The sequence below is a fragment of the Streptomyces sp. NPDC058231 genome (assembly GCF_042882275.1).
Lineage (GTDB): Bacteria > Actinomycetota > Actinomycetes > Streptomycetales > Streptomycetaceae > Streptomyces.
In genome coordinates this window covers 20930-39107 of sequence record NZ_JBHVWN010000004.1, presented here as the reverse complement: position 1 = coordinate 39107, position 18178 = coordinate 20930, and the positions used below count along the sequence as shown (strand labels likewise).

The following is an 18178-nucleotide window of genomic DNA, read 5'->3' as shown; positions in this document are numbered from 1 at the left end:
CAACCGGCGCTTACGTTCGGCCCGGCGGTGCACGCCGAGCACGGCATTGCGCGACCAGGGCGGGAACGGTCACCTTCGCGAGATCCTGACGGTTGTCGGAGAGGAACGTCACCCGGGCGAAGACCCGGGCGATCTCCGGATCGGTGCGGCAGAAGCTGTTGGTCAGCTCCTCGCCCAGTTCCGGGCGCTCAGGATTGCCCATGATCGCCGGGGCCATGGCACCCGACCAGCCCAGATAGTTCGCATCCAGCAGCTCGTCGATGCGCCAGCATCACCAGGGGCCGCCGGGCCGGCCGGTCACCGTCACATGGTTCCTGCTCAGCACATCCACGCGGCACGTCCTTGCAGACCGGGCGGGACTCCATCCGGGGTCCCCTTCAACCGCACGCACCAGTGACAGATCCCGGTGCCTGCCTTCAGAGAACTCAACCATCCGATCTCGCGAGGTGTTCGTGGGAGATGGCCCATCTCGGAGCTCAGACCAGGCCGCCGGTGGCCCGCAGGTTCTGACCGGTGATCCACCGGCCGTCCTGGCCGACAAGAAAGGCGACGACGTCGGCGACGTCGGCGGGCTGTCCGAGTCGGCCGAGGGGCGTCATGCCGGCGACAGTCTGGAGGGCTTGCGGGGGATTGGCCGCATGCAACATTTCGGTGTCCGTGGCTCCGGGAGAGACGGTGTTGACCGTGATGCGGCGCGCCCCGAGTTCCCGCGCTGCGACCGCGGTCAGCTGCTCGACGGCGCCCTTGCTGGCGACGTAGGGGCCGATGCCCGGAGCCGGCCGCAGGGTGTTCATCGTGGAGATGTTGACGATCCGGCCACCGTCGCGCATCCGCCGGGCCGCGTAACGGATGGTCATGAACACCGAGCGGGCGTTCACCGTCATCACGCTGTCGAACACTGCGGTGCTGGTCTCCGCGAGCGGGAGTGGAGCATGAGACATTGCGGCGTTGTTCACCAAGACGTCCAGGCCGCCAAGATGCGTCTCAGCAGTCTCCATGAGCTGTTCTGCTGCGCCTGGTCCGGCCAGGTCCAGGCGTACGGCGTGGGCGTGACCGCCGCTCTCCTGCACGGTGCGGACGACCTCGGCTGCGGCTTCCTCGTTGGTGGCGTAGTTGAAGACTACTTTCGCTCCATCACGGCACAGACGTTGGACAATCGCCCGGCCGATGCCGCGGGAACCGCCCGTGACGACGGCTGCCATACCTTCCAGCACTGCCCCTCCCAATGACGAGTAGACGAGCTCGGGAGCCTGAACATACGGGTCTGCAAGTTGCGGCGAGACGGTTTTCAAGGTGATCGAGGGCGTCGGGGATGGACCAGCCCCAGCCGACGCGCAGGGCGTCGCGCATGAGCGTGAACCGCGTGACCTGCTCGTCACGGGTACCGCTCGATGAACACCAGTCGTACTTTGAGGTAGCCGACGCCCCATGAGGCGAACGTGGCTGCGTCCTGGGTCCCGTGGCCCCTGCTGCCGATGGACCCTGGGTAGCCGCCTGTGGCCTGTGCGTATGTGCGCTCCCCGGGCACCTGGTGGACGCGAGCTGTTCCACCCCAGCGGCGGGGTGAGCGCCGGCTGCCCGGCGCGGCCGTGGCGGTGGAGTGGGAGGAGGCCTTCACGGACGCAGTGACCGTCGGAACGGCGGTCGCGCGGAGACGGACCAGTCGTCTGCCTGATCGTCTGGGCACCTGGGGCTCCTTCTCCCGGGGATCACCTGAAGAGGGTTCGAAAGTTCGTACGTCATTCGGAAAATCCGGGCGCCACGGATACTGGAGAGGCGGACCACTGTGTCAACATCGCGCGCGAAATCACCCCAGTTCCAGCGCCGAGCGGGTGTCCAGCCCGGCCGTTGGACTGATTTGACCTGCGCCGTTTTATCCCTAAAGCCATACGAATGTTTCGGCGTTTTCCGCGACTCCTGCGCGAAGTATTGACGCCGTTCACCCACTCCCTATCATTCAGGGTGCTCGAAACTTCGACCCTTGTTCGATATTACGAACGCGCCGGAGTCGCTCCACGCGCACAGCGGGGCACCTCCGGGTCGCGCCCGCAGAAACGCCGAGCCGAAGGGGGCATGCCGCGCATGTATATGTCATGGCCACATCAGCCATCTCCTCGTCGTCGCGCGCTGGCGGCCGGCCTCGCCGACGGCGCGGTTCTCCCGCTGACGGGAGCCTCCCGCACCGCAGCCGCTCCCGCGCAGGGGCCGGCCCGCGCGGCCGCCGGGGAGTATATGAACCCGGTGATTTGGCAGGACTTCGCAGACATCGACGTCATCCGCGTCGGAAACACCTACTACGCCTCGGCCTCGACCATGCACTACTCGCCGGGCGCGCCCGTCCTGCGCTCGTACGACCTGGTGCACTGGGAGATCGTCGGCCACTCGGTGCCGGTCCTGGACTTCGGTGCCGAGTACGACCTGAACGGGGCCCGTGGGTATGTCCGAGGGATCTGGGCATCATCGCTGGCCTACCGTCCGAGCAACAGGACGTTCTACTGGCTGGGTCAGATCGAGTTCGCCCGGACGTACATCTATACCGCAACGGCGGTCGAGGGGCCGTGGAACCGGCTGACGACGGTCAACACGCCCTACTACGACGCGGGGCTGCTGGTCGACAGCGACGACACCCTGTACGTGGCGTACGGCAACACCACGATCAGCGTGGCCCAGCTCTCCCCCGACGGCCGCACCCAGGTCCGGACGCAGCAGGTGTTCACGACGCCGTCGGGCGTCGGCACTCTTGAGGGCTCCCGCTTCTACAAGATCAACGGGCAGTACTACATCTTCTTGACCCGCCCCGCGAACGGGCAGTACATCCTGAAATCGTCGGGTGGTCCCTTCGGTCCGTACGTGATGCGGCAGGTGCTCCTCGATCTGCGCGGGCCGATCCCCGGCGGTGGTGTCCCGCACCAGGGTGGCCTGGTGCAGACGCAGAACGGTGCCTGGTACTACCTGGCATTCGTCGACGCCTACCCCGGCGGCCGGGTGCCCGCGCTGGCACCGGTCACCTGGACCTGGGACGGCTGGCCCATCGTCCAACTGGTGAACGGCGCATGGGGCACCTCCTATCCCAGCCCGGCCGTGCCGCCGCCCCGCCGGATCACCCCCATGACCGGCGTCGACACCTTCGGCGGCACGACCCTCGAACCGAAATGGGAGTGGAACCACAACCCGGACAACAGCAAGTGGTCGGTCAACGACGGTCTGACCCTGCGCACCGCGACGGTCACCGACGACGTGTACTGGGCTCGCAACACCCTCACGCACCGCATCCAGGGCCCCACCTCCACCGCCACGGTCCAGCTCGACCACTCCGCGATGCGGGACGGCGACAGGGCCGGACTCGCGCTGCTGCGTGACTCCTCCGCGTGGATCGGTGTCAAGCGCGAGGGCAGAGTCACGCGGGTGGTGATGGTCGGCGGGCTGACCATGGACGGCAACTGGAACACCACCGGCACCGGCTGCGAGCTCGCGAGCGCAATCGTTCCGGGCAGTCGCATCTGGCTGCGCGCGAGCGCGGACATCCGCCCCGGCGCGGCACGCCCGGGGACTTTCTCCTACAGCACCGACGGCATCACGTTCACCCGCCTCGGACCCGACTTCTCCATGGGCGACGACTGGCGGTTCTTCATGGGCTACCGGTTCGCCCTCTTCAACCACGCCACCCAGGCGCTCGGCGGCTCGGTCCGCGTCACGCGGTTCGAGCTGTCCACGCCCTGAACCGAGCCGATCCCGGCCACCCCCACCCGCACCCGACCGTACGAGGAGAAGCATGAGCCCGCTCGAACGCCTCGGCCGTCGCCGAGCCTCGGTCCTGGGCCTGATGACCGCGACCGTCCTGATGAAGACCGGGACGGCGACGGGCTCACCCGACACCGTCCAAGCCTCCACTCCGGCCGCCCGAGAGGCCCGGACAGGACGGCGAACACGGTCAGGTCCTTCATGACGAAGCCGTGTGACAGCTGCATCCGTCCACCCGGCTCGGTGACGCTCGATGCCCTCTTCAGGTGGGGCACGGTATGTCGTTGAGCCGTTCGATTCCTCAGCTCGGTCTCGCTCAAGGAATGCCATGAACAATCCAATCCGCACCGTGCCGCGCGGGCCCCGGTTTCGATCGGAGCTCGAACGGCTCGCGGAGTACGTGGGGGTCACCGTGCGGCAGGCCTGCACCACGACGATCAACGCTCGACACGGGCCGGTGCGTTTCGCAGCGGCCCGAAGAGGCCGGGCGCCACCGGTCTTTGAGAAGGTCTCGCAGCACCGGGAAGCCACAAGGGGTCGGCCCGGTGCCCACGGACCGCTACGAACCGCACCACATCGACAGTCCGGACAGCCTCTGACGAGGCCGACCGGAACCGCTTACTCAAGGTTTGGGAAGTACCCATGCGCAGAGGAAGTTTCGGCCGCAGGCATCTGTCTGTGGTGCTCGCCGCCGCGGTTGCGGCCCTGGTCGCGTTGGCGGCGATGCTCGTCGCCAACCCGGCTCAGGCGGCTACCAGCGGCGCCATGCGCGGTGTTGGTTCGGGTCGGTGTCTGGACGTGCCGGACGCCAGCCAGGCCGACGGCACGTACCCGCAGCTCTACGACTGCTGGGGCGGGACCAACCAGCAATGGACGTTGACGGACAGTAACACGCTGACCGTTTACGGCAACAAGTGCCTGGATGTTCCGGGCCACGCCACCGCGGCCGGTACCCGGGTGCAGATCTGGACCTGTTCCGGCGGTGCGAACCAGCAGTGGCGGGTGAACTCCGACGGCACGATCGTCGGCGTGGAGTCCGGGCTGTGCCTGAACGCCACAGGCTCCGGTACGGCCAACGGCACGGCGGTGGAGCTCCGGACGTGCAACGGCGGCAGCAGCCAGCAGTGGACCGGTCTGTCCGGCACGTCGACCCCGCCGGCGGGCGGCACGTGTTCTCTTCCGTCGACGTACCGATGGACGTCGACGGGCACCTTGGCGCAGCCGGCGAACGGGTGGGTCGCTCTGAAGGACTTCACCAACGTGGTGTACAACGGCAAGCACCTGGTCTACGCGTCGAACGTGTCGGGATCGTCGTACGGCTCGATGATGTTCAGTCCGTTCACGAACTGGTCGGACATGGCATCGGCCGGCCAGACCGGGATGAGCCAGGCCGCAGTGGCGCCGACGCTGTTCTACTTCGCGCCCAAGAACATCTGGGTTCTGGCGTACCAGTGGGGAGCGTCCGCCTTCGTCTACCGCACGTCGAGCGACCCCACCAACGCCAACGGATGGTCCTCGCCGCAGCCGCTGTTCACCGGTAGCATCTCCGGCTCCAGCACCGGCCCGATCGACCAGACCCTGATCGGTGACGGCCAGAACATGTACCTGTTCTTCGCCGGTGACAACGGCAAGATCTACCGGGCGAGCATGCCGATCGGGAATTTCCCGGGCAGCTTCGGCTCGTCGTACACGACGGTGATGAGCGACTCGACGAACAACCTGTTCGAGGGGGTGCAGGTCTATAAGGTTCAGGGCCAGAACCAGTACCTCATGATCGTTGAGGCGATAGGTGCGAATGGGCGCTACTTCCGCTCGTTCACGGCCTCCAGCCTGAGCGGTTCGTGGACCCCGCAGGCCGGCAGCGAAAGCAACCCCTTCGCGGGCAAGGCCAACAGCGGTGCCACGTGGACCAACGACATCAGCCACGGTGACCTGGTCCGCAACAACTCCGACCAGACCATGACCATCGACCCCTGCAACCTGCAGTTCCTCTACCAGGGCAAGTCCCCCACCGCGGGCGGTAGTTACGACCAACTGCCGTGGCGGCCGGGGGTCCTTACCCTGCAGCGCTGACCCGACTGATCCACGGTGATCGCGATGTGGTGCGGTCTGCCGGCGCGTGGACGAGCGGTTCACGACGTGGGCGACTCCACCGGCTGACCGATACTCACCGCATCGAGGAACCCCAGCCGTGCGTCGGCCGGGGTTCCTCTTTTTTGTGGACTTTCATCGGCGCCGCTTGGCGAACTGGGTGACGAAACGCGCCCCGTCCCTGTCGGGAACGCACACCGACACCGACCCGTCGAGCGCGTCGGCCAGCCGCAGCGCGCGCTGGTCCACGGCATCGGATGCCCTCCCTGCTTTTGTCCCAGGGGCGCACGCTACCCGTGGGCCGGAAACCGTTGACACGGCCGACCCGTTCGGACAACGCTGCAAGCGCCACCGCAGCCGAGGCGGTAGCGGGCATGGCGGACGACGCGGCCATGGCCGTCGGTGGCTCAGGACTCAGCGGGGTGCCGAACGTACTGATCCAGACGCTGTACGAGGCGGGCACCGATGCCGCACGTGGTCTCCAACGACTGCGGCGCTGCCATGGCTCCCTCACAGGCAGCGATCGTCCGAGCTGAGCTCAGGGCCGCTGCCGGAACGGCGCGAGCGTGGCGCGCACGAGGTCGGCGGCACCCCAGTCGGGGGCGAACTGGGCGATCACGGCCAGGTGCTGGCGTAGCTGGAGGATCGGCATCCGATCGCGCCAGTCGCGGTCGAGCCCGGTCAGCTCGGCGTACAGCTCGAAGAACACATGTGCCTCGGGCGGCGGCGCTGTTGTCCACAGGTGGGCCAGGTCGACCTCGGCCCACGTGTACGACACGGCCGGGTCGATCAGTGTGGGCCGTCCGTCGTGGGTGGCCATGACGTTCAGCGCCCACAGGTCGCCGTGCGTCAGGCAGGCGGGCTTGACGGGCAGCAGCTCGGGCAGCCTGTCGCACAGCCGCTGCAGCGCCGCCCGGTCCGCGGCGTCGAGCGCCCCCTGGACGCGACGTTCGTTGAGCCAGCGCAGTAGACGGTGCTGGGCGAAAAATTCGAACCCGTCGTCATCCCAGGTGTTGACCTGCCGACGGCGGCCCAGCCAGTTGTCCCGGTGCCACCCGAATCGGGGGTGCCGCGTGGTGGTGTGCAGGTGGGCGAGCGCATGTGCGAGCTGCTCCCAGAAGGCCTCGGTGCCCGGCCGGGGCCGCAGCACGGACAACACGAGAAGGTCGCGGTCCGCGAGGATGATCTCGGGCGTGGCAACGCCGCCCGCCTCGCGCAGCACGGTGAGCCCTTCGGCCTCCGCGGCGAAGACGTCGTCCGACGGCGGCTCGCCGAACGCCTTGACGAACACCGACGTGCCGTCACCGCGGCGCGCGAGTCCCGCGGTGGCGGCGAGGCCCCCAGTGGCCGGCTCGACCGCGACGACGTCGGTCAGACCGGCCGCATACAGGCGTTCGAGCAGGAAGGACGACGCGTCTGTCACCGGTGTGCTTCTCTCTGCTGGTCACGCATCATGGCAATCAGGGGCGAGCCCGCGGCGGTTCACTCATTGAGCCCAGTGCTCTGACCGCATGGTTGCACCGGTTCGGTATCTCCGGCTGGTGACGGCTCAGGAGGCGGACGTTGTTGCCCAGGTTCGGAAGAGGGTGAGGGCCTCGGTGAGGTTTCCGGGACCGCACGAGGAGTGGAAGGTCTTCTCAGCGGTCCAGGTGTGTACCCAGTCCCGCGCGCTGCGGTTGATCTCCTGGAGGGCGTACTCGCGTTCTTCCAGGTCCGTCTCCTCCAGATCGATCTCGATGGTCCAGCCGGGGTTGTCGAGCGTGGCGATCTTCACGCCCCACTCGTGCTCCCAGTCGCCGTCGCACTGCTGCGCGTACCAGTTCTGCAGCCAGTCGAGAAGGCGCTCCGCATCGCTCATGGCAGGAGATGCTAAGCGAGCCGGGTTCGGGCGTGACTGGTCTGTCCTGCAGGGGAGGAGCGATGGCGGAGCCGGTACGAGTACGCAGGCTGACCGACCAGGAGGGGCAGCGACTGCAGCAGATAGTGCGCCGGGGCAGCACCACCTCGGTGCGCTACCGCCGCGCGGTTGTGCTGCTGGGGTCGGCGGGCGGGAACCGAGTGCCCGTCATCGCACGGCTCGTGGCGGCCGACGAGGACACCGTGCGTGATCTCATCCACCGCGTCAACGAGATCGGCCTGGCCTGCCTGGACCATAAGTGGATGGGAGGCCGTCCCCGCCTGCTCAGCGCTGACCTCGGCAGCACGGCCGATAGGCCGGCTGACCGGCTGGGCGCGGGTACGCCTCGAACCGGGACGCGCCGCCAGGCTCGAGTTCACTGTCCACGCCGACCGCGTCTCCTTCGTCCTCGACGGCCCGGAACGGGTCGTGGGCATGGACCGGGTTCTCGCCGTGCCGGTGCGTGTGACTGCGCTATGAGAGATCGGTGACCGCCTCGCGTGTCGCGCGCGGAGCCCGTCTGATCATCTGATGCACGAGCAGAATCGCCACCGCGGCGGCGGCCAGCAGCCCGCCCGCGAGCGCGGTGCTGCGGACGCTGATGTCCGACAGCACCAGCCCCCCGGACGCGGCCCCGACGGCCGTGCCCGCGTTGAACACGGCGTTCCCCCCGGCGGAGGCGATGTACAGATTGCCGGGTGCGACCGCCAGGAGCTCGTTCGTGAGCGTCGTGATCATCACGAAGACCGCGACGCCCGAGGTCGCCATCAGCACGACCACCACGATCGGCATCGTCCCCGCGAGATACATGCCGATCAGCGACACGGACAGCAGAGCCACCGGCGCCGTCGTCGCCATCTTCGGGTGACGGTCCGCGAGGGTGCCCGCGACGGCCACAGAGGCGACACCGGCCGCACCGCGCACCAGCAGGAGCGGGGCGACCGCCGCCGCCGAGAACCCGGTCACCTCCGTGAGGAACGGCACCGTGTACGTGAACGCCATCGACAGGCCCGTCAGCGCCAGGACGATCGTCACCAGCAGCACGACATAGCGCGACGTGTCGGGGACGGCGGTGTCGTTGTTGTACGTCTGAGCGACGGCCGTGGCCGGCAGGAAGAGTGCCACGGTGGCCAGAGCGATCAGCCCGATTCCGCTCAGCGTCACGAACGCCACCCGCCACCCCGCGTGTTGGCCGATCCAGCTTCCGACGGGCACACCCACGATCGTCGCCATCGAGGTGGCCCCGTAGACCATGGCGAGTATCCGGCCCCGCATCGCCGGGGGGAACAGCCCCATGGCGGTGACCGTGACCACTGCCCAGAAGACAGCGTGCACCAGCGCCGTCACGGCACGCGAGACCAGCAGCAGGGCGTAGTTCGGCGCGACGGCCGAACCCAGGCTGCCCAGCACGAACACCGTCATCAGACCCAGCAGCAACGGGCGGCGTGGAATCCGGCGCGTGGCGTACGTCAGCGGCACGGTGAGCAGCATCACGGTGAGGGCGTATCCCGTAACCAGCTGCCCGGCGGCCGACAGCGACACGCCGAGACCGGACGAGATCTGCGGAAGCAGGCCGGCCGGCAGGTGCTCCGTGGTCACGACGCAGAACGTCGCGGCCATCAGTGCGCACAGTGCCCAGATGGCGGCCGGCTTGGCCCCGGCGTCGGGGTCGGCAAGCCATTTGCGCACTGTTCAGCTCCTCCCGCCGGACTCGGTCGCACCACCGCGGGCGAGCTCGGTGTGGCCGCTTGAACGGAAGCAGCGGACAACGTGATCGGGCATATTTTTATCCAAGGAGAGTGCGGACAAGAGGTGTTCACAGTGCTTCGCGGGCGCCGCTGCGTAACTGCTGCCGTTCGCCGACCTGGTGCAGCGGGGCGCGCGCCACGATGTCTCCATGGTCGGCGGCGGAGACGACGGCGCGCACCGCATCCTGGCCGGTTTCCTGCGGGTCGAGGCCGAGCCGAAGGTGCGGCGTCGGACAGGAACGATGACGGCCTGCTTGTCGGGCTCGATCTGGGTCCAGGGCAGTTCAACCGCCCTTTCCAGCGGGCTGAGCGATGCCGCCGATCAGCGGCCTGCCCCTGCCGGCGGCACAGCAGGGGCAGGCGTGAGATGGTCCGGTGCGGATACCGGTGCCGGTTTCAGCCCTTCACGGCGCCGGTGAGACCGCCGACGATCTTCTTCTCGAAGATCGCGAAGAAGATCAGTGCGGGCAGCATGGCGAGTGAGGTGAACGCGAGGACCCTCGCGGTGTCCACGGAGTATTGCGAGGAGAAGGCCTGGACGCCGAGTGGCAGGGTGAAGTTCGCCTGCGAGTTGATCACGTACAGGGGCAGGACGTAGTTGTTCCAGCTGCCGATGAACCCGAGGATGCCGACCGTCACCACACCGGGCAGTGACAGCGGGATCACCATGCGGAAGAAGAATCCGAGTCGGCTTGCACCGTCGATCGCGGCGGCCTCCTCGATCTCGTTCGGAATGGCTCGGAGGAACGGCACCAGGATGATGACGGTCGTCGGCAGGCCGAAGGCGATCTGCGGGATGATCACGCCGAACAGGTTGTCGACGAGGCCGAGGTCCTTGACGACGATGTACAGCGGGGTGATCGCGATGACCAACGGGAACATCAGGCCGGCGGCGAACAGGGAATACATTGCGCCCTTGAGCTTGAAGTCGTAGCGCGCGAGCACGAAGCTCACCATCAGGCCGAGGACGACGGTGCCGACGGTGCTCACGAGCCCGACGATGATGGAGTTCGCGAATTCACCCCAGAACGTCACCGACTTCAGGACGCTGATGTAGTTGCTGAAGACCCAGGGGTGCGGTAGGGCGGCCGGGCTCGTGCTGATCTGCGAGTTGGTGCGGAATCCGCCGAGCACGATATAGAGCACCGGTGCGATGCAGACCCCGATGAAGAGCAGCGCGATGAAGTAGGTGAATGGATTCCCCCACTTCTGAGGCTTGTCACGATTGCCGCGGTCGATGGGGGCATCCGGCTCCACGGCGGAGGAAAGCCGGGAGTTGACGGTCGACGCGCTCATCAGGCGGCTCCTTCGGTGACGGCGCCCCGGAGGTCACGGCGCAGGACGAAGCGCTGGTAGATCAGCGCGACGATGAGCGAGATCAGGAACATCACGACCGCGACGGCGCTGCCGTAGCCGTAGTTGCCCGCGTTGCGGCCCTGGGCGACCATGTAGATCGCCATGGTCGAGGTGCCCGCCGTGCCCGCGACGTATGGACCCCAGATGATGTAGACGAGATCGAACAGCTGCAGCGAGCCGATGATCGACAGGAACGCCCAGATGCGGATCGTCGGGCCCAGTAGCGGCAGTGTGATGCGGCGCTGGATCTGCCAGTAGGAGGCGCCGTCGATCTGAGCGGCCTCGAAGAGCTCCTCGGGGATCGACTGCAGGCCGGCGAGCATCAGAATCACCGCGAAGCCGATGTACTTCCACGAGATGATGCCCATCAGCGTCCAGATGGCCAGCTTGGGGTTGGAGAGCCACTCAGCCTGCAGGAAGCCCAGGCCCATGTGCTGCAGCAGGTCGTTGACGGCGCCGCTGCTCTGGAGCATCAGGCTCCAGCCGGTGCCGACGATGACCTCGGAGATGACGTAGGGCACGAAGATCAGGACGCGGATGATCGAGCGACCGCGGATCTTCTGGTTGAGCAGGAGCGCGAGGATGATCGCCAGCGGGCCCTGGATGACCAGTGAGAGCACCAGGATCAGGCCGTTGTGCCACAGAACTTGCTGGAACGCGGGGTCGGTGAGGATCAGCTTGTAGTTGTTCAGGCCGACCCAGTCGGTGGGCGCTCCGTAACCGTGCCACCGGTAGAAGCCGTAGAACGCAGCGAGCGCCACCGGGAAGATCACGAAGGCCAGGAACATAATGATCGCCGGTCCGGACAGCACCGCGATTTCGAGTCGCATCTTGGCACGGCTGCGGCGGCGCGCAGCCGCTCGCAGCGAAGCCGGGGACGCGGACTCGGCCGCGCCCCCGACTCCAGGCGTGCCCTGTGACTGGCGGCCGGTGGCCGTGTCAGTACCCAGGGTGTTGCTCATCGTCTGCTTACTCAGCCCTTCGCGGCGGCAGCGTTGGTGTCCTTGGCGATGTCGGCGGCGGTGCCCTTGCCGGCCAGCAGATTCACGACGGCGGTGTTCATGGCGTTGCCGACGTTCTGGCCGTACTCGGTGTCAAGGAACATCATGGAGTAGGCCGCCTTGTTGAAGGCTTGCAGTGCCGAGACGTTGTAGGGGTCGGTGACGACCTCCTGGGCGTCCTTGTTCACCGGGATCGTGAAGAAGGCCTTGGAGTAGGCCTCCTGCTGGTCCTTGGTCACAAGCCACTCGAGGAAGCCAAGGGCCTCCTTCGGTGCGTTCTTTGACAGCGAGTATCCGTCGAGGCCGCCCATGATGGCGGTCGGATTGCCCTGGCCACCGGCCATGGCAGGGAAGGGGAACCAGCCCAGGTCGGCGAGCGGCTTCTGGTCCTTGGTCAGGCTGCCGATCACACCGGGGTCCCAGTTGCCCATGAGCTCCATGGCCGCCTTGTGGTTCGCGAGCATGCCCGCCGACGAGCCGGCGCCCTGCTGCGACGAGGTCGTCAGGAAACCCTTCTGGAAGGGGTCGACCTTCAGGAACGAAGCCAGGTCGTCGCCGGCCTTGGTCCAGCACGGGTCGGTGAACTTGAGCGACTTCGCAGTCGCCGTCATGGTGTCCTGGCTGCACGCGCGCAGGGCGAAGTTGTAGTACCAGTGCGCAGCCGGCCAGGCGTCCTTGGCACCGACCGCGATCGGCGCGACCTTGATCGCCTTCAGCTTCGCGACATCGGCCTCGAGCTCGTCCATCGTCGTCGGCGTCGAGGTGATGCCCGCCTGCTTGAACAGGTCCTTGCTGTAGTAGATGCCCTCGGGCTGGGTGTCGAGCGGCATCGCGTAGACCTTGCCGTCGATCGAATAGCCTGCGACACCTGCCGCGCCTGCATTTGTCTTGTCGGTGTCGGTGAGGTTCAGCGCCTGGAGCTGGCCGGCGTTGACCATGGCCTGCATCTTGCCGCCACCGCGCTGCAGGAAGATGTCCGGGGCGGAGTTCGAGTTGAGCGCGGTCTGCAGCTTGCCGTCGAGGTCCTCGTTCTGGACCGCCTGGATCTTGACCGTGACGTTCGGGTGCAGCGAGTGGTATGCCTTCGCGGCGGTCTTCCAGTACTCCGCACCGGGTCCGGGCTGCGCGTTCTCCCAGACGGTCAACGTGACCTTGCCATCGGACGAACCGCTGCTGTCGGCGTCGCTGCCACCGGCGCAGCCGGTGGCAGCGAGCGCGATGCCCAAGCCGATCGCGACAGCCGTCGCGCTGCGTGTTTTCCTCGTCATCGTGGAAATTTCCTGATCTGTCGTCATTGACACAACTCGTGCTAGGGGTTTGCGCTAAGCAGTGGCCTATTGGGTGCCAATACATGCGCTGATCTGGGGTTCAAACGGCAGGCTGGCAGTGGCAACAGTGAGGGTCAGGCATGTGCGCGAAATAGTGACGATCACTGCAACCCCTGCTTTCCGGCTCCGGGCATGCGCGTGTGGACGTGCCAGGTGGACGGGTGTGACCGTATGGAGTCGTGTCCGTTACGGGGAGGTGCCGATCGCTGGAGAGTATGCGCTCGGCGCAGAGCGGCAGTCAATGACTTATTTCCGAAAGTTCGCCGAAACTTCCGGTGTTGTGCGCAACTGAGGTTGGGACGTGTTGGCTTGGCAGATTGACCGGTGGGTGATTATCGCTCTGCGGTACGGTCGGAGACGAGGCCGGCGACGGCCAGATGGGTCGCGGTGCAGCACTCGTGGCGGCCGAGGTGCCGCTGGAGGGCCCTCCACCGCTTGTGCTCGGCGTTGGCGTGCTCGACGCATTTCCGCTCCGAGGACTGCTTTCTTGCGGGCCTCGTTCCGGGCGACGACTACCTCGGCCGCCGCGTCCTTGGCGGGCTTCTTCGGCAGCGCCTGACCTGGTCGGGGAAGCCCGTTGGCCAGGCCCCGTTATCTGGCATCCACCTTGGTCTTGACCTGCGGGTATCGCTTGAAGAGGGCTTCGATCCCCTCGGTCTTGACCGTCGCCTGATCACCCATACGGCTCGGCCGGACCGCGTCGGTCCACAGAGTGCGGCCCTGTCCGTCGGTGATGACGGTGGCCTTCCTGGTGTTCTGCCGCATCTTGCCGGCCACGAACGAACGCCCGCCGGGCGGCCGGCCTTCGGACGCCGGACCCGTACCTCGACGCCGTCCAGGCGCAGTTCGACACCCTTCGCGATGGCGTGGGCGAAGACGTCGGCCAGTGTGCGCGGTCGGATCTTATGGGCGGCCAGTGTGACGGTGGAGCGGCCAACGCTGTAGAAGACGGCGAGGGCGGCGTGCAGAAGCTGGAACCGCAGGATCCACCAGGGTCGCGATCACCCGGTCGGTGAAGACCAGTTGCCGGGTGGGTCCGCCGCCCTCGTCGCTCAGACGGACACGGCCTCGGCGTTCGCCCGACCGGACTCTTCCCGCGCCGTCCACGGGTTGGCCAACTCGGTGCTGAGCGCCCCGATTCGACCTCTCGAGAGATGCCCGTGCGGATTCGATGCGAGTGAGCCGTACGGGCCAAGGACCGCTTCACAGCCATCCCAAACCGTACGGCTCTCCTCACGTTCCCGACCGGCCGAAACCGCTGTCGCACACAGCGCCGTTATGAGTGACCGTCAGAGGCGGCCACCGAAACATTTCGACGTCCACCGCCGATCCCGCATCAGCTGCGCACCCACCGACGAGCCACGGCGTCTTACCTGTCGGCGCCCAGGTCCGCTGCTGCCACTCCCGCCTCGATGTCGCCTCAGGCTCTTCGGGAGGAAGATCGTCTCCCAGGGTTCTCCCATCACCCGGTTCCCGTGCGGGCGTCAGCGGGGTTCATGGGGGTCCTGCCCCAGTCGCCTATGAGGTTCCTGCGATTCGATGATCGGCGCCCTGGCTGCCGTCCTCGTTGTGCCGGGTCTACTTGGTCGCGCCTTGAGCGAAGCCGTTGTAGATGTAGCGCTGGAGGAACAGGAAGATGACCAGAGTGGGGAGGATGACGAGGATCGCTCCCGCCGAGATGTTCTCCCAGTGGGCCCCGAAGGGGCCCTTGAATCGGAAGAGGGCGGTGGAGACGGTGCCCAGGTCTTCCGAAGGCATGTAGAGGAAGGGGATGTAGAAGTCGTTGTATACGGTGATCCCTTTGATGATGACCACGGTGGCGATGGCCGGCTTGAGGAGGGGGAAGATGACCTTGCGGTAGACGGTGAAGGAGTTGGCACCATCCAGGCGGGCCGCTTCGTCCAGCGAGACCGGTATGCCCCGGATGAACTGCAGGAAGATGTAGATGGAGACGATGTCTGTCCCCATGTAAAGCAGGATCGGTGCCCACCGTGTGTCGAACAGACCGAAGCTGTTGACCACCTGGAACGTGGCCACCTGTGTGGTGACCGCCGGGACCAGGGTAGCGATCAGGAACAGTCCGAGGACGAGCTTCTTGGCCGGGAAGTGGAACCGGTCGATGGCGTACGCCGTCATGGAGCCGATGATCACCGTGCCGGTGATGGAGAACAGCAGGATGAACGCGGTGTTGCCGAAGGCGGTGAGCATCTTGCCGTCGGTGAACGCGGTCGCGTAGTTGGCGAAGTTGAACCAGTTCGTGGGGAGGGACAGCGGGCCGGTGTCGGCCATCTCGTCCGAGGTTTTGAGCGAGGTCAGGAAGACCACGGCCAAGGGAATGAGGATGACCAAGGAGGCGAGTACCAGGGTCAGGTAGACGATCGCCCGGCCGATGCGGCCGCGCGTCCGGGCAGCTGATGTGGTCTGTCGGGCCGTGGTCATACGAGATCCACCTTCTCATCGGGCACGAGACGGCGCTGAATCCAGGTGATCAGCAGGATGATCAGCAACAGAACCACCGCGGCGGCCGAGGCCAGTCCGGTCTTGTTGAACTGGAATGCGAGCTTGACCGTCTGGATGACGAACGTAGAGGTGCCGGTTGAGCCGCCGGTCATGATCCACGGGATCTCGAAGACAGAGAGCGACCCTGAGATCGCGAGGATGATGCTCAGACTCAGCACGGGCCTGATGCTCGGGGCGATGATGTGCCGGAACTGCTGCCACCGTGTCGCGCCGTCGAGCTGGGCGGCTTCGTAGAGCTCGCCGGGAATGGACTGGATGGCTCCGAGGAAGAGTACGAAGTTCAGGCCGGTGTAGCGCCAGATGGATACGCCGGCCAGGGACGTGTTCGCCGAGGCGGGATCGCCGAGCCAGGCGTGATCGGAGCCCATGCCGACCCAGGACAGCACGGAGTCGAGGGTTCCGCCGTCCTTGAAGAAATACAGGAAGATGAAGCCGATGGCCACGCCGTTGACCAGGTAGGGGAAGAAGAGGATCCCCTTGAACAGGTTGCGGAACCTGAGATCGAAGCTGAGCACGGTCGCGAAGTAGAGAGCGATCGAGATCTGCACCACGGACGCGGCGAGGTAGTAGAAGCTGACGAAGAACACCCGGAAGAGCGCGGGCCGGGTGAAGATCTGAACGTAGTTGTCCGTACCCGTGAAATTGCGCTCCGGACTGATGCCGTCCCAGTCGGTGAAGCTGTAGTAGAGCATGTTGCCCACGGGGACGTATGTGAACGTGATCAGCAGTACGAGCGGTACGGCGAGGAACAACCACGGGGTGAGGCGGCGCAGCAGCCGCCCCCGTGGACCTCTTCCCGGCGGGCGCAGGCGGCTGCCCGCAGCTGCGCGGCGTGCCGTGGCGCGCGGCGGTTTCACCGGGGCCAGGTCGGCGGTTTCGGTCATGTCAGGGCCTTTCGTCTTCCGCTTGCGCGTCAGGCTGTCGGCCCCGGCCGCTGACGCACGGCCGGGGCCCGCCTCCGCCGACTGTCAGGAACCGGCGGTCTGCGCTGCCTCGTTCCACCTCTTGTCGAGGTCGGCGAAGAAGTCCTTGAGGTTGCCCTTCTGCGCTCCGCGGGCGATGTCGACCAGCTTCTGCCGGTAGTCGGGGGTGTTGAGCCCGATTTCGGAGGCCTTGTCTATGTCATTGACCTTCGCGGTCTCCGATTCGGAACGCTCCGTGAAGGTGACATCGTTGTCAACAAATCCCTTGAGGGTGCTCGGCATCGCCGACGACTTCACGGTGGGGACGGCCCCCTCCTTGGCGGAGTAACCGGACTTCTCCGTGAACCAGTCGATCCAGGCCCGAGCCGCTTCCTTGTGCTCGGAGTGGACGTTGACCGCCTGCTGGTAGTCGGAGACCAGCGTGGCGCAGAACTTTCCGTTCTTCTGGACGGGGAAGGGCATGAAGCCGATGTCGTCCTTGCTGCCGCCCGCAGCCTCGGCCGCCTGCTGCATCTGCGTGATCGACCAGGAGCCGAGCATCATCGCGCCGACCTTGCCCTTGGCGACGAGGTTCTTGGATTCTTCCCAGTTGGTGGTGTTGGGGTCCTTCTCGGAGAGTCTGTCCTTGACGATGTCGTGGAGCAGCGTGTCGGTCACGTTGAGCTCGCTGCCCGTCTTCCAGGGGGAGGTTGCTCCGGCGAGCTTGTTGCTGGCGTCCTTGTCGCAGGTGACCGACCCGACGTTGCCGGCCCACTGGACCAGCGGCCAGCCGTCATGGAAGTTGGTGTAGTAGGGGATGGCGCCGGCCTTGTCCTTGATCGCGCCGAGTGCCGTGAGGAACTCCTGGGGGGTCTTCGGCCACTGGGTGATGCCGGCCTTGTTCCACACGGCCTTGTTGTAGACGAATCCGTTCGCCGTGCCGAACTGTGCGACGCCGTAGACCTTGCCGTTGACCGCCGTCTTGTCGCTGAAGCGGTACTTCTTGCTGAGCGTCTCGGTGGAGCCCAGGGGGGCGAAGAACCGCGGGTAGTCGTTCTTCGCCACGGCAGCGGGGATCATGAGGACGTCACCGTAGTGCGTGGTGTTCATACGGATCTTGACCTCCCCCTCGTAGTCCGTGAGGCCCTCGAACTTCACCTTGACGTTGGGGTAGATCTTCCGGAAGTTTTTCGCGTAGGCGGCCATGGCGCCGCTCTTGATGAGGTCGGTGCGCTGGGTGAGGACGGTGATGGACCCGGTCACCTTCTTCGCGTCTGTGGGTGCCGACGCGGTTTCCGCAGACGGCGCGCCTGCGCCGCTGCAGCCCGTCACGGTCAGCGTCGCAACAGCCAGCAATGCACCGGCGAGGGTCTTGGTCTTCCCCATGTGCCCAACTCCTTCAAGATGGCGGCTCAGGTCTGCGGGACATCGGCACTATGGCAGGCAGTTGATGAACCGGTAAAGCTCAAATTTCGATCACGATGCTCAATCGTTACCAGGAGGTCGTTTTGTTGGCGCTTTGGGCGGCATCGTGTGTCTTCAAGGTCGCGGAAGGGGTACTAGACCGGTTTATGGACAGGGCGCAACGGGCGGG

14 protein-coding genes and 4 pseudogenes are annotated in these 18178 nt (G+C 66.2%); 5 read left to right on the top strand and 13 right to left on the bottom strand.

Going from position 1 to position 18178, the window contains the following annotated elements:
* Positions 1-22: 22 nt before the first annotated feature.
* From ACFVXE_RS04050 to ACFVXE_RS04040, 3 genes and pseudogenes are all read right to left on the bottom strand, one after another.
* A pseudogene (locus ACFVXE_RS04050) lies at positions 23-262 on the bottom strand (alpha/beta hydrolase); the annotation flags it as partial.
* Between the two features lie 214 nt (positions 263-476).
* On the bottom strand, positions 477-1202 hold the full coding sequence (locus ACFVXE_RS04045) for an SDR family oxidoreductase (protein WP_389668958.1): 726 nt from the start codon (positions 1200-1202) through the stop codon (positions 477-479).
* Between the two features lie 130 nt (positions 1203-1332).
* A pseudogene (locus ACFVXE_RS04040) lies at positions 1333-1687 on the bottom strand (alpha-galactosidase); the annotation flags it as partial.
* A 401-nt stretch (positions 1688-2088) separates the two neighbouring features.
* Here ACFVXE_RS04040 and ACFVXE_RS04035 point away from each other — a divergent pair.
* The 3 genes and pseudogenes from ACFVXE_RS04035 to ACFVXE_RS04025 form a co-directional block, all read left to right on the top strand.
* Positions 2089-3720 (top strand): family 43 glycosylhydrolase, encoded by a 1632-nt coding sequence (locus tag ACFVXE_RS04035; protein WP_389669235.1) that lies wholly within the window; start codon positions 2089-2091, stop codon positions 3718-3720.
* Between the two features lie 663 nt (positions 3721-4383).
* Complete coding sequence (locus ACFVXE_RS04030) at positions 4384-5814, top strand: non-reducing end alpha-L-arabinofuranosidase family hydrolase (RefSeq protein ID WP_389668956.1); 1431 nt, start codon at positions 4384-4386, stop codon at positions 5812-5814.
* A gap of 392 nt (positions 5815-6206) precedes the next feature.
* Positions 6207-6330, top strand: a pseudogene (locus tag ACFVXE_RS04025) (succinyl-CoA--3-ketoacid-CoA transferase); the annotation flags it as partial.
* A 40-nt stretch (positions 6331-6370) separates the two neighbouring features.
* On the opposite strand, the gene ACFVXE_RS04020 reads toward ACFVXE_RS04025, so the two are convergent.
* Entirely contained in the window at positions 6371-7255 is an 885-nt protein-coding gene (locus ACFVXE_RS04020; protein ID WP_389668955.1) for a fructosamine kinase family protein, read from the bottom strand.
* 126 nt (positions 7256-7381) lie between these two features.
* A complete protein-coding gene (locus ACFVXE_RS04015; RefSeq protein ID WP_389668953.1) occupies positions 7382-7690 on the bottom strand; it encodes an immunity 53 family protein in 309 nt (102 codons plus the stop codon).
* 62 nt (positions 7691-7752) lie between these two features.
* On the opposite strand from ACFVXE_RS04015, the pseudogene ACFVXE_RS04010 reads away from it, so the two are divergent.
* Together ACFVXE_RS04010 and ACFVXE_RS04005 are read left to right on the top strand one after the other, a co-directional pair.
* Positions 7753-8017, top strand: a pseudogene (locus ACFVXE_RS04010) (helix-turn-helix domain-containing protein); the annotation flags it as partial.
* Positions 7937-8209 (top strand): fibronectin type III-like domain-contianing protein, encoded by a 273-nt coding sequence (locus tag ACFVXE_RS04005; protein ID WP_389668952.1) that lies wholly within the window; start codon positions 7937-7939, stop codon positions 8207-8209. The pseudogene ACFVXE_RS04010 and the gene ACFVXE_RS04005, both read left to right, overlap by 81 nt.
* Here ACFVXE_RS04005 and ACFVXE_RS04000 read toward each other — a convergent pair.
* The 8 genes from ACFVXE_RS04000 to ACFVXE_RS03965 form a co-directional block, all read right to left on the bottom strand.
* Positions 8204-9418, bottom strand: a complete 1215-nt coding sequence (locus ACFVXE_RS04000; RefSeq protein WP_389668950.1) for an MFS transporter — start codon at positions 9416-9418, stop codon at positions 8204-8206. The two genes, ACFVXE_RS04005 and ACFVXE_RS04000, sit on opposite strands and share 6 nt — an antisense overlap.
* Positions 9419-9873: 455 nt before the next feature.
* Positions 9874-10773 (bottom strand): carbohydrate ABC transporter permease, encoded by a 900-nt coding sequence (locus tag ACFVXE_RS03995; protein WP_389668948.1) that lies wholly within the window; start codon positions 10771-10773, stop codon positions 9874-9876.
* Positions 10773-11795: a carbohydrate ABC transporter permease gene (locus tag ACFVXE_RS03990; protein ID WP_389668946.1), complete on the bottom strand. Its 1023-nt coding sequence runs from the start codon at positions 11793-11795 to the stop codon at positions 10773-10775. Before ACFVXE_RS03990 ends, ACFVXE_RS03995 begins: the two co-directional genes overlap by 1 nt.
* A gap of 11 nt (positions 11796-11806) precedes the next feature.
* Positions 11807-13102 carry an extracellular solute-binding protein gene (locus tag ACFVXE_RS03985; protein ID WP_389668944.1) on the bottom strand — a complete coding sequence of 432 codons (1296 nt, stop codon included), beginning with the start codon at positions 13100-13102 and terminating at the stop codon, positions 11807-11809.
* Between the two features lie 651 nt (positions 13103-13753).
* Entirely contained in the window at positions 13754-13939 is a 186-nt protein-coding gene (locus ACFVXE_RS03980; protein ID WP_389668943.1) for a hypothetical protein, read from the bottom strand.
* An 801-nt stretch (positions 13940-14740) separates the two neighbouring features.
* Positions 14741-15601, bottom strand: coding sequence for a carbohydrate ABC transporter permease (locus ACFVXE_RS03975; RefSeq protein ID WP_389668941.1), 861 nt, complete (start codon positions 15599-15601; stop codon positions 14741-14743).
* Positions 15598-16566, bottom strand: a complete 969-nt coding sequence (locus ACFVXE_RS03970; protein WP_389668939.1) for a carbohydrate ABC transporter permease — start codon at positions 16564-16566, stop codon at positions 15598-15600. The genes ACFVXE_RS03975 and ACFVXE_RS03970 overlap by 4 nt, the downstream gene beginning before the upstream one ends.
* Before the next feature lie 84 nt (positions 16567-16650).
* Positions 16651-17970, bottom strand: coding sequence for an ABC transporter substrate-binding protein (locus tag ACFVXE_RS03965; protein ID WP_389668938.1), 1320 nt, complete (start codon positions 17968-17970; stop codon positions 16651-16653).
* Positions 17971-18178: the final 208 nt, after the last annotated feature.